The organism is Kocuria sp. CPCC 205258 (genome assembly GCF_040981005.1).
GTDB lineage: Bacteria > Actinomycetota > Actinomycetes > Actinomycetales > Micrococcaceae > Kocuria > Kocuria rosea.
Genome location: NZ_JAVKPS010000002.1, coordinates 410,073 through 425,788, shown reverse-complemented (window position 1 = coordinate 425,788; position 15,716 = coordinate 410,073). Strand labels below are relative to the sequence as shown.

General features: G+C 70.6%; 13 protein-coding genes. 7 read left to right on the top strand and 6 right to left on the bottom strand.

Going from position 1 to position 15,716, the window contains the following annotated elements:
• Nucleotides 1–7: 7 nt before the first annotated feature.
• From RF644_RS05295 to RF644_RS05275, 5 genes are all read right to left on the bottom strand, one after another.
• Nucleotides 8–1,261, bottom strand: coding sequence for an MFS transporter (locus RF644_RS05295; RefSeq protein WP_368795692.1), 1,254 nt, complete (start codon nt 1,259–1,261; stop codon nt 8–10).
• A gap of 185 nt (nt 1,262–1,446) precedes the next feature.
• Nucleotides 1,447–3,417, bottom strand: coding sequence for a tripartite tricarboxylate transporter permease (locus RF644_RS05290; protein WP_368795691.1), 1,971 nt, complete (start codon nt 3,415–3,417; stop codon nt 1,447–1,449).
• Nucleotides 3,418–3,432: 15 nt separating this feature from the next.
• Nucleotides 3,433–4,530 carry a hypothetical protein gene (locus RF644_RS05285; RefSeq protein ID WP_368795690.1) on the bottom strand — a complete coding sequence of 366 codons (1,098 nt, stop codon included), beginning with the start codon at nt 4,528–4,530 and terminating at the stop codon, nt 3,433–3,435.
• Nucleotides 4,531–4,588: 58 nt separating this feature from the next.
• Nucleotides 4,589–5,665 (bottom strand): PrpF domain-containing protein, encoded by a 1,077-nt coding sequence (locus RF644_RS05280; RefSeq protein WP_368795689.1) that lies wholly within the window; start codon nt 5,663–5,665, stop codon nt 4,589–4,591.
• A 299-nt stretch (nt 5,666–5,964) separates the two neighbouring features.
• Complete coding sequence (locus RF644_RS05275; protein WP_368795688.1) at nt 5,965–6,924, bottom strand: LysR substrate-binding domain-containing protein; 960 nt, start codon at nt 6,922–6,924, stop codon at nt 5,965–5,967.
• Nucleotides 6,925–7,146: 222 nt separating this feature from the next.
• Here RF644_RS05275 and RF644_RS05270 point away from each other — a divergent pair, with 222 nt between their 5' ends.
• From RF644_RS05270 to RF644_RS05255, 4 genes are read left to right on the top strand one after another with little or no spacing between them, the layout of a single operon-like run.
• Nucleotides 7,147–8,280, top strand: coding sequence for a PrpF domain-containing protein (locus RF644_RS05270; protein ID WP_368795807.1), 1,134 nt, complete (start codon nt 7,147–7,149; stop codon nt 8,278–8,280).
• On the top strand, nt 8,273–9,457 hold the full coding sequence (locus tag RF644_RS05265) for a Bug family tripartite tricarboxylate transporter substrate binding protein (protein WP_368795687.1): 1,185 nt from the start codon (nt 8,273–8,275) through the stop codon (nt 9,455–9,457). Before RF644_RS05270 ends, RF644_RS05265 begins: the two co-directional genes overlap by 8 nt.
• A 9-nt stretch (nt 9,458–9,466) precedes the next feature.
• Nucleotides 9,467–11,431: a tripartite tricarboxylate transporter permease gene (locus RF644_RS05260; RefSeq protein WP_368795686.1), complete on the top strand. Its 1,965-nt coding sequence runs from the start codon at nt 9,467–9,469 to the stop codon at nt 11,429–11,431.
• A 31-nt stretch (nt 11,432–11,462) separates the two neighbouring features.
• The gene (locus RF644_RS05255) at nt 11,463–11,858 is read left to right on the top strand and encodes a universal stress protein (protein WP_368795685.1); all 396 of its coding nucleotides are present in this window, start codon (nt 11,463–11,465) and stop codon (nt 11,856–11,858) included.
• A 61-nt stretch (nt 11,859–11,919) separates the two neighbouring features.
• On the opposite strand, the gene RF644_RS05250 is transcribed toward RF644_RS05255, so the two are convergent.
• A complete protein-coding gene (locus RF644_RS05250) occupies nt 11,920–12,279 on the bottom strand; it encodes a universal stress protein (protein ID WP_017831800.1) in 360 nt (119 codons plus the stop codon).
• Nucleotides 12,280–12,530: 251 nt separating this feature from the next.
• Between RF644_RS05250 and RF644_RS05245 the strand changes: the two genes are divergently transcribed.
• Genes RF644_RS05245 through RF644_RS05235 form a run of 3 tightly spaced genes read left to right on the top strand, consistent with a single transcriptional unit; the run spans nt 12,531 to nt 15,632 of the window.
• On the top strand, nt 12,531–13,553 hold the full coding sequence (locus tag RF644_RS05245) for a tripartite tricarboxylate transporter substrate binding protein (protein ID WP_368795684.1): 1,023 nt from the start codon (nt 12,531–12,533) through the stop codon (nt 13,551–13,553).
• Nucleotides 13,550–14,125 (top strand): tripartite tricarboxylate transporter TctB family protein, encoded by a 576-nt coding sequence (locus tag RF644_RS05240; protein ID WP_368795683.1) that lies wholly within the window; start codon nt 13,550–13,552, stop codon nt 14,123–14,125. The genes RF644_RS05245 and RF644_RS05240 overlap by 4 nt, the downstream gene beginning before the upstream one ends.
• Before the next feature lies 1 nt (nt 14,126).
• Complete coding sequence (locus RF644_RS05235) at nt 14,127–15,632, top strand: tripartite tricarboxylate transporter permease (protein WP_368795682.1); 1,506 nt, start codon at nt 14,127–14,129, stop codon at nt 15,630–15,632.
• Nucleotides 15,633–15,716 lie beyond the last annotated feature (84 nt).

Genomic DNA, 15,716 nt, shown 5'->3' with positions numbered 1-15,716 from the left:
GCCCCGGCTACCGCCGCACGGTCTTCTCCAGCCCGCTGACCAGCAGCACCGCGCACGTGGACCAGATCGCCCCGGCCGGACCGAGCGGCGCGGCCACCAGGCCTGCCAGCAGGGGCATGGCGACCTGCCCCGCCCGGTTGCCGACCAGCCGCACGGCGAGCGCCGAGCCCCGCCACGAGGAGGGCACGGCGGTGGAGACCAGGGTCATGGTGATCGGCTGGCCCAGGCCCAGGCAGAAGCCGCCCACGAACAGGAGCGCCGCGGCGAGCCACGGCACCGTGATGACGGCCGGCGGGACGGCCAGGGTGATGCCGGCGCCGTAGAGGCTGACCAGCAGCAGCGCTCGGCGGGACATCCGGTGCGCGAGCCACGGCAGCAGGACGCGCGAGACGATCGAGGCGCCGCCGCGCACGGCCAGCAGGACGCCGATCCACGCCGGGGAGACCCCGGCCCGCTCCCCCACCAGCGGCAGGAAGGCCGTGAGGATGTCGAGCATCGCGAGCAGGGCCAGGGACGCCAGCATGTGGGACGGGATGCCGGGGACCCTGAGGATCCGCAGCATCGACGCCCGCGGCGCCGCTCCCGGGACCACCTCGAGCTCACCGGTGGCGGGAGCCGCCTGCGCCGCGGCAGCGTCGTCGTCGTTCCGGACGGGGGCCCCGGCGGCCCCGGACGCCGGCCGGCGCAGGAGCATGACGGGCACCACGAGGACCGAGAGCCCGGCCCCGATCCACAGGGACAGGGTGATGTCGGCGATCCGCTCGGGCGAGGCGACGTCGCTGCCCGTGCCCAGGAGCACCCCGACCAGCAGCGGACCCACCAGCTGCCCGGCGGAGAAGGCGGCGGTGAACCAGCCGAAGCCCTTGTCCAGCTGGTCCGGCGGGGAGAAGCGGGCGACCGCCGACTGCCCGGCGATGGTGAACACCAGGTGCCCCATGCCCAGCAGGGCGCTCGCCACGGCGACGAGCGCCACGCTGGGCGCCAGGGCCAGCGCACCCGCGCCGAGGGCCAGGACCAGGGCGCCGACGACCACCATGGTCCGCAGGTCCCGCACCCGGTCGGTCATCCGGCCCAGCCACATGGCCGTGACGAGCGGGACCACGGCGTAGGCGGCGGTGACCAGGCCGACCGTCACGGAGTCGGCGTCCAGGGACAGCAGCTTGTAGGTGGTGACCGGGCGCACCAGGTTCAGGGCGGTCTGCGTGAGCAGGGCCCCGGCCACGAGGAACCACAGCCACGCCCCGGAGCGTGCTGGGGGCACCCTCCGCCTCATGCCCGCGCGTCGTCGGCGGCCGACCCCCGTCGTGGCGCACGGCATCCGGGGGCGCAGCCCGGGAGAGCGGGGGTGGGGACGGTCATGGTGGCCCTTTCACGTCGTGGGGGTGGGCCCGCCTCCGTCGGAGGCAGCAGGCCTCATGCTATCGCCGCGCACCGCCCCGGCCTTCCTCAGAGCAGATAGCCAGCCGGCGGCACCAGCTCCGCCAGCTCCACGAGCGCGAAGAGCGCCCCGGCGATGCAGGCTGTGTAGATCAGCGCCGGCAGTGCCTTCATGCGAGCCACGACGAGCAGGAACACCACGGCGAAGAGGGCCGATCCGGCGATCATGCCGAGGCCGAACACCGCCCAGATGAACCCCAGGAGCCAGGCCACCGAGGTCAGCACCACCCGCAGCCGGGACTTCCAGGCATCGTCGAAGCGACCGAGCCCGCCCTCCGCCCGGATCCGCACCAGGTCCTTCACCAGGCTGATGCCCGCCAGGAGCAGGCCGATGCCGCCCACGGCCAGAGGAAAGACCTTGCCGCTGGCCGAGAAACCGGTGGCCAGCAGCATCGCCGCGAGGAAGAACAGCAGCGCTCCGATGCTGACGGCCAGGTCCACGAACGGCGGCGCCGCCGGCCCGGACACCTCGGACGCCTCGGGCTGCGACTCTCCGTCCGCCCTCCTCCGGCGACGCCACGCCACGACGACCGAGGCCAGCGTGACGGCCGCGAGGACGAGGGCCACGATCGCGACGAAAGGCCTGGTCAACCACTCGGCCGGGGTGAAGACGCTCACCGTCAGGAAGAAGTAGCGCTCCAGGGGGATGGCCAGGACGTAGGCGATCAGGAAGGGGGCACGGGGGATGTCGGTGACCTTGCAGATCCAGCCGACGACGCCGAGCAGCAGCATCACGTAGAAGACGTTGAGGTTGAGGGGCTCCTGGAACCCGCTCATGAACAGGATGGGGATGAGCGCGGCGGCGAGGACCGGGAAGCTGACGAAGCTCAGCCGCGCCAGCGGACGTGCCATGAAGAAGGCCAGACCGGCCCCGACCACGCTGGCGATCGCGAAGGACCAGACGATGAAGTAGACGAGGTCCAGGTCGTTCTGGATCAGGTTCGGACCGGGCTGGACCCCGAAGATCAACAGGACCCCCAGGAGGAGGGCGAACGGAGCGGCGCCCGGCACACCGAAGAGCAGGGTGGGGATGAGGGCTCCCGACTCGATGCCGTTGCTGGCCGCCGAGGGAGCGATGACGCCGCGCGGGTCGCCCTTCCCGAACGAGGACGTGCCGCGTCGGGCGGCGAAGGCCTGCGCTTGGCCGTAGGCCAGCCACGATCCTGCCGTGGCGCCCACGCCGGGGAGGATCCCGACCCCCACGCCGACGGCGGAGCCCCGCAGGACGTCGCCCTTGTGCCGCAGGACGTCCCGGGCGCCGTGCCCCCAGCCGCCGCCGAGATCGAGCTTGCCGCTCGCCACGGCCTTCTTCTGCGCCACGAGATCGATGATCTCCGCGACGCCGAAGATGCCCAGCGCGGCGGCGACCAGGCCGATGCCCTCGGTCAGGTACTCGCTGCCCAGCGTGTAGCGGTACTCCGCCGACACCGGGGACACGCCGACGAGGCCCAGGGCCAGACCGAAGGCCGAGATCATGAGCCCCTTCACCACGTTCCCCTTCGAGAGCGTGGCCGTCAGGAAGATGCCCATCACGATCAGTGCGAAGACTTCCGGCGATCCGAAGGCGCTGACGAGGGGTTGTGCCACGGGGACGACCAGGGTCAGGGCGACGATGCCGATGAGACCGCCGACCATGGAGGACAGGAAGCTCGCGGACAGCGCCCGACCGCCCTGCCCCTTCTGCGCCATGGAGTGCCCGTCCAGGAGGAAGACGGAGGCGGACGCCGATCCGGGGATGCCCAGCACCACGGAGGTGATGACGTCCGAGGTGTGGACCACGGCCACGGCTCCGATGATCATGGCGATGGCCTGTTCGGGTTCGAGCACGAAGACGAACGGCAGGAGCACCGCCACCGCCCCGGTGCCGCCCAGGCCGGGGATGACTCCGATGATGAGACCGACCACCACACCGACCGCCAGGTAGATGAGCATGGTGGGGTCGGCGAACTGCGCCAGGGCTGAAGTTGCTGCGTCGAGCATGATGGTTCCTCCGGGTCAGTCGAGCACGGCGCCGTGCTCGTCGGTCAGGAAGTCCTTGGTGAAGGACAGGACCTCCGGATCGAGGTCGATGGCGGCACGGAAGTCCGCGCGGGCGGAGCGCCCGGACACGAGGTCGTACCCGCCGAGCGCCGACTTGCTCTCGGCGCGGAACTCGGTGTCGTCGTTGAGGGCCCGGGTCAGCCGGTGGTAGGTGTCGACGACCCCCTGGTCGGTGCCCGCGTTGGACCACAGGCCCTTCTGGAAGAAGAACCCGGGTGTCACGAACGACCGGTAGGCCTCGAAGGCGATGGGCGCCGCGTCCGCGCCGCGGAACTCCCGCAGCAGTTCGTCGACCGTGGGGATGTCGGGAACGTTGGGGTCGCGGACGATCCTGCCGTTCTCCAGGACGCCGACCGAGAGGATGGGGTGGGCCTTGCCCTGGTCGACCAGCGGCTGGATCTGGGACAGGTAGGACGACGTCGTCTGGAAGTCCAGGTCGGTCTCGTTGCGCTGGACCGCCAGGCGGCTGGGGCCACGGCCCTCGAAGCCGAAGATGCCGTCGACCTTCACCCCGAGCGCCTCGAGGGCGAGCAGCGGCACCAGGTCCAGCCCGGAGGCGGAGATGCCACCCAGCTTGGGGCGCTCCCGCCGGTCCATCAGGTCGGCGGCGGACCGGATGCCGCTCGCGCCACCGGCGTAGAGCACTGCCCCGGTGCCGTTGAGCACCAGTGGCTCCATGGCGGAGAAGTCGAAGTTCGCGGTGTGGTGGCCGAGCATGTTCTGGAAGTACGTGGTGGCCGAGGAGACCAGGAGCTGCTGACCGCCGGTGACGCCCGCCGCGGTGTAGGCGTTGGTCCCGGTGATCGACTCCCCGCCCGGCGTGTTCTCGACCTGGTAGCGGTCGACGCCCTCCTGCCGCTCGGCGAAGTACGGGGTGATGAAGCGGGCCCACGTGTCCGTGCCCCCGCCCGCGCTGTAGGGGACGACGACGTCGACGATGCGTTGGCCGGACGGCTGGTACGAGGACTGTGCAGGTGCGCATCCTGCCAGGCCGCCGAGGGCGGCGGCGCCGCCGGCCAGCAGCAGGGTGCGGCGCGAGAGGCGCGGGGTCATGGCAACTCCTTCTTGTCGGTCGTCGAGGGGCACTGCGGGCGGGCGGGCGAGAGGGCCCTCATCGGCCGGCCTCGGAGAGGTGGAGCACCGTGGTGGCCAGCGTGCGGGCGGTGCGCCCGACGCCCACGAGCACGTCCGCACCCGTGCGGTCCGTGAAGGTGCGCAGCACTCCCGCCGGCGTCCGCAGCCGCAGGCCGTCCTCGGCGCGTCCGCGCACGAGCTCTTCTACGAGGGTGCCCGCGGTCCACGAGGCCACGGTGAGGGCGACGCTGCTGGTGATGGGCATCGCCGGGTGCGGCCGGCCCATGGACAGCGCCAGGACCTGGAGGTCTGCATCCTCGGTCGGCGAGGGGCCGACCACGCAGATCTTGGGCACCGCCCGGGCCGCGGCGGCGGGGGCGTCTGCCATGCCGATGGCCACGGCTGCGGCCCGCCGGAGTTCGTCGAGCACCCCCAGGTGCGGTTCCACCCGGTGGACCCACTGCGCGTGGTCCGCCGCGCGGAGGCCGAAGTTCTCCGCGGACAGCACGACGAGCGGGGCTCCCGCGTCCACCACGCTGGCCCTGTGGGCCCGGCCGTCCCGGGTGAACACGTGCTGGGCGCTGCCGGTCGGCAGCGTCGCGCCGGTGGTGCGCCCGGCCGGATCGACGAACCCCAGCCCGACGTCGTGACCGGGGAAGACCGCCCCGGGCATCGTTCCGGTCGGCGCCTCCGGGAGCCGGCCACCGGGAGTGGCGACGCGCTGGACGATGACCTGCCCCGTGTTCGTGTTGTACGTGGTCACACGGGTGGCCGGTTCCCCCAGGGGGACCCAGCCGTGCTCCACCGCGAACAGGCCCGCGGTGGTCGAGCAGTTTCCGCAGTTGCTGCCCCAGTCCACCGTGGCCTCCTCGATCCCCACCTGGGCGAAGGTGAAGTCGACGTCGATCCCGTCACGCTCGGAACGCTCGAGGATCACCGCTTTGCTGGTGGTGGACGTGCCTCCGCCCACACCGTCCCGCTGGTGGGCATCGGGACTGCCGAACAGGCGGGGCAGCAGGCTGTCGGCGGTGCTCCCCGCCTGGGCGAGGGCGCTCGCCTCGAAGACCCAGCACTTGCTGGTCCCTCCGCGCATCCAGCTCGCTTCGATGTCCACGGTGTGTCTCCCATCACGTCTGTCGGAGATCCCAGCGTGAACGAAAGCCGCCATTGAAAACAATGTTGGAGAACTTCAGCATCCTGAAGCGATACTTCACTCACGACCGGACGGGACGGGGGCATTCCGCTCGGCCGCCCCCGTCACTCCCCGCAACGGCCCCGCCCTGCCGGGGAACGGGGCTCGTCCCGCACGACCGGTGGACCCCCGACGAGTTCTGCTCAAGGCGCCGCGGGCCGCCTCGGCGAGATCACGCCCGTGCCACTCCCCCGCGTGCCGCACGCACGAGGTCGATCGGCCTAGAGGTAGTCCCCGGCCCGCTCCCGCGCGACCTCGAGGAGCGTCGAGTGGAAGGCGACCTCCGCCGGGGCGTAGACCTTGTCCTGCCGCTGCGCGAGGAGCACCCGGCGCAACGGCGCCTCGGGGCCCAGCCCGAGCACCCGCACGTCGGGGTGCTGGAGCGCCACGGCGGTCCTGGGCACCATGGCCACACCCATGCCGACGCTGACCATGGCCTGCGCCTCCTGGTAGTCGTTGGCCAGGAAGCCGATGGTCGGCTCGAACCCGGCGTCGGTGGCGGAGCGCTGCAGCACCTCCACCACGGGGTGGGCATCGGCGCGCACGATCCAGGACTCGTCACGGAGTTCCTCCATCGACACGCTGTCGCGGCCGGCCAGGGCGTGGCCCTTGGACACCAGGATCACGGTGCTCTCGCGGAAGACCTCCGTCACCCGGACGGCGTCGTCGTCGAACGGGCTCCACGGGTAGTCCCACAGCAGGCACAGCCCCGTGGCGCCGGACTCCAGGTCTGCCAGCAGTTCGTCGAAGCGCGCGCTGCGCACGGACAGCCCGATGGCCGGATAGCGCTTCTTGAAAACGGTGATGACCGCGGGCAGGAACGACCCCGCGAGGGTGGGGAAGGTTCCCACGGACAGGGAGCCGCGCTTGAGCCCCGCGATCTGGTCGAGGTCCGACTGGGCCGCCTGCATCTGCCGGAAGATCTTCCGGGCGTGCCCGGCCAGCACCTGCCCGGCCTCGGTGGGCACCACTCCGCGCGAACGCCGGTTCAGGAGGGGCTGTCCCACCTCCTGCTCGAGCTTCCGCAGCTGCTGGGACACGGCCGACGGCGTGTACATCATCGATTCGGCCGCAGCCGTGATGGAGCCGTGCTCGACCACCTCCAGCAGCAGCGCAAGCCGCCTCGTGTCGAACGATCTGTCCGATCCTGAGTTAAGCAGTTCTCCACCAGGGGTCTTCATTCGTTCATCCTCTTCATCTGGACGCCCCACTGCGGAAGGCCGGGGCGATCCGGCTCGGTGATCAGGACCTCAGCAACCGCCGGCGCCCCCGCGCTTCCAGTGCATTAAGCAACAGTACATCCCGTTGTAGAAATTGAACCTGGCCTTCAGCTCATCAGTGGCTCACTCTTCTTCTCGAACCACCGCCCCGTACGACGGAACTGAGGAGACATGGCCGGAACGATCAACATCACGGCACAGTGGATGCGCGGAGGCACCAGCAAGTGCTGGGTCTTCGAGGACAGGAACCTGCACGCGGACGGACACAGTCTCGACGAGCTGCTGCCGCGGCTCTTCGGCAGTCCGGACCCCCGGCAGATCGACGGGGTGGGCGGGGGGACCTCGACCACCAGCAAGGCCGTGATCCTCCGCCCTGCCGACGACGACGAGGCCGACGTGGAGTTCACCTTCGCCCAGGTGGGCATCGAGGAGGCCACGGTGGACTGGGGCAGCAACTGCGGCAACTGCTCGGCGGTCGTGGGCCTGTACGCGCTGGAGAAGGGCTGGGTGGTCCCCACGGGGGAGATGACCCGCATCGTCACCCGCAACACCAACACCGGCCAGATCATCGTCCAGCGGGTGCCCACTCCCGAACGCCGCCTGCCGTCCGTTCCGGACGCCCACATGCCGGGGGTCCCCTTCCCCGGCTACCGGGTGGGGCTGGGGTTCCAGGACCCCGCCGGCAGGACGACGGGGCAGCTGCTGCCCACCGGTGCGCCCACCGACACGATCACCGCCTCCGGCACGACCCTGACGGTGTCACTGGTCGACGCCGGGGCGCCGGCGGTGATCGTCCGGGCCGAGGAGCTGGGCCTGGACCCGGACCACTACGAGAGCTGGGGCCCCGCGGTGGAGCTGCAGCTGGAGGTCCTCGAGCACGTGCGCCGCCAGGCGGCCGTGCGGATGGGCCTGGCCACCACCGTGGCCGGCGCCGCGCGCGCGATCCCCAAGCTCGCGATCGTCGCGGCCCCGACCCCCGCCGATCCGACGTGCGACGTCAATGTGATGATGCTGTCGATGGGTCGGCCCCATCCGGCCCTGGCCATCACCGGCAGCGTCGCCCTGACCCTGGCCACCCGCACTCCAGGCACGGTGCTGCACGACATCGCCGGACGGGCCGAAGGGAACACGCTCTGGCTGCGCACCCCGGCCGGGGTGATCGAGACCTGGAGCGAGGAGAACGAGGGGATGCTGCTCGTGGGGGCCGACCGCACCGCCCGCACCCTCGCCACCGCCACCATCCATCTGCCCGAGGCTCCCGGCGCGGCCGTCGCAGCCGCCGCCGGGGCGGACCCTCGAGGAGCCCACCATGACTGACCACACCCAGCGGACGACCTCACCCGCTGTCGACGCCGGTGACCACCAGCCCGACCCGCCCGCTCACCGGCGGCGGACGGTCCTGGCAGCGGTGGCCGGTTTCGGGGTGCTGGGCCTGGTGGCCACGGTGCTGGGCGGCAACATCCTCAACCCTCCGGCCACCACCACCGACGGCGACTACGCCGGGGAGACCGTCTCCCTGCTCATCCCCCTGGCCGAGGGCGGTGGCACCGACACCTGGGCCCGGTTCATCGGCGCGGAGATGACCGAGCACATCCCCGGGCACCCCGGCTTCTCCCCGGTCAACGAGGCCGGCGGCGAGGGCATCACCGGCAGCAACCAGTTCGTCACGTCCGCCGAGCCCGACGGCACGGAGCTGCTGGTGAGCACGGCCACCACGGTGGTGCCCTGGCTGCTGGAGCGGGAGGCCGTCCACTACTCCTTCGACGAGCTCGAGCCCGTGCTGGTCAACGGCACCGGTGGCGTCATCTACGCCCGCACCGACGCCGGGGTGCGGGACGTGGAGGACCTCGTGGACCGGGACACCCCACTCGAGTTCGGCGGGATCACCGCCACCGGCCTGGACCTCACCACGCTGATCGCCTTTGACCTGCTCGACGCCGACGTCACGGCCACCTTCGGGTTCGAAGGCCGTGGTCCGGTCAACCTCGCCCTGCAGCGCGGGGAGATTGATCTGGACTACCAGACCACCACCAGCTACGAATCGGCCGTGGAGGGACTCGTCGAGGACGGCGACGCGGTCGTGCTGGCGTCCTTCGGTCAGCTCAACGAGGCCGGTGAGGTCGTGCGCGACCCCAACTTCCCGGACGTCCCCACGGTCGTGGAGGCCTACGAGCAGATGCACGGCGAGAAGCCCAGCGGACCCGAGTTCGAGGCGTACAAGACCGTGCTGGGTCTGACCTACACCTACCAGAAGGGCCTGTGGGTCCCGAAGGACACCCCGCCCGAGGCTCTGGCGCTGCTTCGGGAGTCGGCGCAGAAGATGGCTTCCGACACCGCCTTCCTGGAGGAGGCCGAGGAGATCCTGGGCGGCTACCCCCTGGAGTCCGGCGACGACGTCGCGGCCCGGGTGCAGGAGGCCTACACGGTCTCCGACGACACCGTCACCTACATCCGAGACCTCCTCCAGGGGTCCTACGACATCACCGTTCACTGAGGACACCCCATGCTTGATGCAGCTTTCGGAGCCCTGGGCTCCCTGACCGACCCGGGCCTGCTGATCATGCTCGTGATCGGCGCGACCGCCGGCCTGATCATGGGCCTGATCCCCGGACTCGGTGGCACCGGCGCCGTGGCCATCCTCCTGCCCGTGACCTTCGGCATGGACCCCGAGCCTGCCCTGGCGCTGCTCATCGGCGCCCTGGCCGTGGTCCACACCTCCGACACCGTCTCCGCCGTCCTGCTCGGGGCACCCGGTTCGGCCTCGGCCTCGGTGACCATGCTCGACGGCTATTCCATGGCCAAGAAGGGCCAGGCCGCCCGGGCCCTGACCCTGGCGTTCCTGTCCTCCATGGCCGGGGGCATCATCGGGGCCATCGGACTGACCATCGCGATCCCGCTGGCCCGGCCGCTGGTGCTCTCCTTCGCCAGTCCCGAACTGTTCATGCTCGCCGTCCTGGGCGTGTCCCTGGCCGCGGTGCTCTCCCGCGGCAACGTCCTCAAGGGCCTGACCGCCGGCATGCTCGGCCTGCTGCTGGGCATGGTCGGCATCTCACCCACCACCGCCGAGGAGCGCTTCACCTTCGGCAGCCTCTTCCTCGGCGACGGGCTGTCCCTGGTGGCCGTGGCCCTGGGCGTGTTCGGGCTGGCCGAGATCGCCAGCCGCGCCAGCCAACGCCGCGGGGACACCACCCAGATCACCGTGGGCGGAGGCTGGTTCTCCGGCATCCGCGAGTGGCTCACCCACTGGACCCAGGTCATCCGCGGATCCCTGATCGGGATCTGGGCCGGCATCCTGCCCGGGGTCGGCGCCACCGCCGGCACCTGGCTGGCCTACGGCCAGGCCGTGGCCACCGCCAAGGACAAGTCCAAGTTCGGCAAGGGCGACCCGCGCGGCATCGTCGGGCCCGAGAGCGCGAACAACTCCGTGGAGGCCGGGGACCTGATCCCTACCCTGCTCTTCGGCATCCCCGGTGGCGTCCCCTCGGCGCTGCTGCTGGGCATGCTCCTGACCTATGGCATCCAGCCCGGTCCGGCCATCATCGAGGAGAACCTCGAGCTGATGTACCTGATCGTGTGGTCCTTCGCCATCGCCTCCGTGCTCGGAGCCCTGCTGTGCTTCCTGTCCGTGCGCAAGCTCGCCAAGCTCACCGCCGTTCCCTTCGCCGTGCTCTCTGCCGGGCTCGTGGTCCTCATGCTCCTGGGCTCCTACCAGGACGGCGGGCAGCTGGGCGATCTGTGGGTCATGGTCCTGCTCGGCGTGGCCGGCTGGTTCCTCAAGACCACCGGGGTGCCCCGCGCCCCGTTCCTGATCGGCTTCGTGCTGGCCATCCCGCTGGAGCGCTACTACTTCCTCACCGACAGCCTCTACGAGGGCTTCGAGTGGATGCTGCGCCCCGGGGTCCTGGTCTTCCTGGCAATCCTGATCATCCCGGCGCTGTGGAACCTCTTCAAGACCATTCGTCACCGCCGCAACACCGACAAGGACGACACCCACGACATCGAGGTGGACGACGAGACCCCGCTGGCCGACTCCCCCTACTCCCTGGGGGTGGCGATCGTCGCCGTGGCCCTGTTCGCCGCCGGCCTGATCGTGGCCACCGGGTTCTCCCCGGAAGCAGGCCTGGTCCCCAGACTGGTCTCCGTCGCAGGGCTGGTCTTCTCGATCGCGCTGCTGGTCAAGGAGATCCTCGCCCGCCGCGGCAAGCAGGGCGCGGGGTCCTACCGCCCGCACCTGCGCACCGCGGCGACCACCTTCGTGTGGATGGCCGGGTTCCTGATCCTGGTCTACCTCGGCGGGTACCTGCTGGCGGCCATGATCTTCCTCCCCGCCTTCCTGCTCGTCGTCGCCCGGGCCCGACTCAAGGTCACCTTCATCTACACCGCGGTGGCCCTGGTCGTGCTGCTGGCCCTACCCTCGCTGTTGCCGGTGGACCTGCCCCAGGGCCTGCTCACCCGCTTCGTCAGCTGAACCACACCCACCACTCGTGAAAGGCGTCGTCATGTCCCGACCGCACCTGCTCATCGTCGCCAACGACAGCGACTTCGGCCGCCGTGCCCTGGAAACGGGCGAAGAGATCGCCCTGGAGAAGGGATGGGACGTGGCCGTCCTCTCCACCGAGGCCGACGGCCACGGCCCCGCCCCGGAGGACCTGCCCATCGACCGGGCCAAGCTCGAGGCCGCCGGGGTGCACCTCACGTTCGTCCCTCCGGCCCCGACCATCCACGACGCCGGAGACCAGGCCATCGCCGTGGCCCAGGAGCGCCGGCCGGAGCTGATCGTCCTCGGGATCCGCCGCCGCTCCCGCGTGGGCAAGCTCATCATGGGCAGCGTGGCGCAGAAGATCCTGCTCGAGGTCGACTGCCCCGTCCTGGTGGTCAAGGCACACCACTCCTGACAGCGCACGTGCTGAAGGCCCGCACCTGAGGTGTGGGCCTTCAGCACGTGCGGGGGACGGATCAGGAGCGCCGGGGCTTGACCGCGATCACCGGGGCGTTGGCCTCGAGGAGCACCTGCTGGGCGGCGCTGCCGAGCAGCAGCTTGCCCACGGGGCTGCGGTGCTTCACGCCGATCACCACGGCGGAGGCGTTCACCTGCTCCGCGGCGTCGAGGAGCTCGCCCACGGCGTCCCGGTTGCGGGTGTCGGGGGTGCGGAAGGTGACGGGCACGCCGTTCAGCTCGCTCCCCTCGGGGTCGAGCTGGGCGCCCTCGAGGTTGAAGACCAGCAGGTCCTCCTGGCGGCGTCCGGCCTCCTCGACTGCGGCCGCGAGCGCGGCCTCGCCCTCGGGGGTGCTGGTTCGGGCAACGACGACGGTCATGGGAGCCTCCGCGGTGGGGTGGGGAAATCGGGTGGTGGGAAAGGGGCGTACAAAACGAGGTCCACCCTACGGCCGAACGTGTGAGGGACGTCTCTTCCGGCGTGAGCAGAATGCGCAGAACCAGCACAACGATCAGTACGCACGAAAGATGGATCAACGGCCGCCGCGTGACCCGGGTCACTTATCGTCGTCAGGAGAGGCTCGGACCGAGCCATGCACCCGCACCCTCCGACCCAGGAAAGTGGATCCCCGTGAGTTCACCACCAGATCAGGCCCAGCAGGGCACGCGACGCCGGCACCCGATCGCCATGACGGTCTACGGCGTCGTCGCCGCCGCCGTGATCGGCTTGGCCTCGTTCACCTCGATCCAGGCCGCGAGCGGTGGGTCGGACCTGCGCGCGAACATGACCCTGATCGCCCCGGCCGGTGCCGGCGGCGGCTGGGACACGTTCGTGCGCGAGCAGCAGCAGGCGATGCGCACCAACAACATCGTCAACAACGCCCAGGTGGTCAACATCCCGGGCGCGGGCGGAACGATCGGTCTGGGCCAGCTCACCACCATGGAGGGCCAAGCGAGCACCATCATGTCCACCGGAACGGTCATGCTGGGCGGCGTCGCGCTCAACGACTCCCCCGTGGGTCTCGATGACGTCCGGCCGATCGCCCGCATGGCGGAAGAGTACGACGCGCTCGTGGTGCCGGCCGATTCCCCGTACGACACCCTCGACGAGCTGATCGCCGACTGGAAGAAGGACCCGAAGGCCTTCCCGTTCACGGGCGGCTCCGCAGGGTCGATCGACCACCTCATCATCGCGGACCTGGCCCTGCAGGCCGGGATCGACCCCGCGGACCTCACATACATCCCCAAGACCTCCGGCGGCGAGGCGATCCAGACGATCTCCTCCGGCACCGCCAAGGCGGCCACCTCGGGCTTCACCGAGTTCGCCGACCAGGTCGAGGCCGGGCGCCTGAAGATCCTCGGGATCGCCGCGCCCGAGCGGCTCGAGGGCTTCGACGCCCCGACCTTCAAGGAGCAGGGCTACGACGTCGAGCTGACGAACTGGCGCGGCATGGTGGCGCCTCCCGGCATCACCGACGAGGAGTTCGCCGAGCTGGAGGCGATCATCGCGGAGACCGTGGAGACCCCGGAGTGGCGCGAGGCCCTCGAGCGCAACCAGTGGCAGGACGTCTACCTGACCGGGCCGGAGTTCGAGAAGTTCATCGCGGAAGACCGGGCCGAGATCGAGGCCCTCATCGAGGAGTTGGACCTGTGAGCACATCGTTTCCCACGACCCCGTCCGCCGAGGTCGCGGACGACGGCCACGGCGGCGTCCCCGCCGGCCGTGACGTGCCGCCTCGCGGAGGACGGATGCACGGGCGCAGCGGGCTGGTCGTGCCGCTGCTCCTGGCAGCCTTCAGCACGTACCTGCTGATCGGCATCCTCACCATGGAGGTGCCCGAGGGCACCGACTTCCCGGGCCCCAAGTTCTTCCCCGGCATCCTCATGGTGGCGGGCTATCTCCTGGCCGCCCTACTGGTGCTGCACTACCTGCGCTCCCCCGAGCACCCCGAGGAGCTCTCGGAGAGCACGTACCGGACGCACTCGGACTGGTCCGCGGTGATCTGGTCCGTGGCCGGGTTCCTGGTCTTCGCCCTGACCATCGAGTTCCTCGGCTGGATCCTTGCCGCCGCCCTGCTGTTCTGGGCCGTGGCCCGCGGCTTCGGCAGCACCCGGGCCCTGTTCGACATCTCGCTCGCCCTGGTCCTCTCCAGCGCGATCTACTTGGCATTCTCCGCCGGTCTGGGCCTGAACCTCCCGTCCGGCATCCTGGGAGGCGGTTTCTGACATGGAAGCACTCGAACTGCTCGCCGGCGGCTTCGCCGGGGCACTGACCCCGATGAACCTGCTGTGGGTGCTCATCGGCTGCCTCCTGGGCACCGCGGTGGGCGTGCTCCCGGGCCTGGGCTCCTCCATGGCGGTGGCCCTGCTGCTGCCCATGACCTTCGCGCTGGACCCCACCGCGGCCTTCATCATGTTCGCCGGCGTCTACTTCGGCGGCATGTTCGGCGACTCCACCATGGCCATCCTGATGAACACCCCCGGACAGGCCTCAGCGATCGCCTCCACCTTCGAGGGCCACAAGATGGCCAAGGACGGCCGCGCCCCCCAGGCCCTGGCCACCGCGGCGATCGGCGCCTTCATCGGCGGCATGGTCGCCGCGTGCCTGGTCGTCTTCCTCGCCCCGGCACTGGCGGACTTCTCCGCGAACTTCGGCCCGGCCGAGTTCTTCGCCCTGGCGATCTTCGCCTTCATCGCCACCTCCTCGGTGGTCTCCGACTCCGCGGTCAAGGGCCTGGCCGCCCTGGTTCTGGGCCTGGGCTTCGCGACCGTGGGCATCGACTCCATCTCCGGCACCGAGCGCTTCAGCTTCGGGGTCCCGCAGATGTTCGACGGCATCTCCCTGGTGACCGTGACCGTGGCCATCCTGGCTCTGGGCGAGGTGTTCTTCGTGGCCTCCCGGATCCGCCGCGACCCCGCCGCCATGCAGATCTCCGCCGCGGGACGCCCGTACCTCTCCCGCGCCGAGCTCAAGGAGGCCGCCCCGGCCTGGGCCCGCGGCACCGCGATCGGCCTGCCCTTCGGCGTCATCCCCGCCGGCGGCGCGGAGATCCCCACCTTCATCTCCTACGACGTCGAGCGCCGCATCGACCGCCGCCGCCCGAACCCCATGTTCGGCAAGGGCGCGATCCGCGGTCTGGCCGCACCCGAGGCCGCCGGCAATGCCACCACGGGCACTGCGATGGGCGCGCTGCTGGCCCTGGGCCTGCCGGTCTCGGCGACCGCGGCGATCATGCTCGCCGCGTTCCAGCAGTACGGTCTGCAGCCCGGTCCGCTGCTGTTCGACCGCGCACCGGACCTGGTGTGGGCGCTGCTGGCCAGCTTCTTCATCGCGATGATCGTGCTTCTGATCATCAACCTGCCCTTCGCCCAGTACTGGGCGAAGCTCCTGCTGATCCCCAAGCCCTACCTCTATGCAGGGATCACCGTGTTCTGCGGGCTCGGCGTCTACGCCACCTCGGGGGCGGTCTTCGACCTGTTGCTGCTGCTGGTCATCGCGCTGGTCGGTTTCACGATGCGCCGCCACGGCGTGCCCCTGGCCCCGCTGATGATCGGCATGGTCCTGGGCCCGCTGGCCGAGACCAGCATGCGCGACGCCCTGCTGTCCTCCAACGGCGACTACTCGATCTTCGTCACCGGGCCCATCCCGCTGGTGCTCTACGGCCTGCTGTTCATCGTGCTGGCGCTGACCGTCCGGTCCAAGATCGTCAACCGCGCCCGCCAGGACGTGTAGTCCCCGGCTCCACCGCGTGCCGCAGCGCCCCGCCCCGCCCCGGAACTCTTCGGGGCGGGGCGCTGCGGTTAAACACAGACGTTA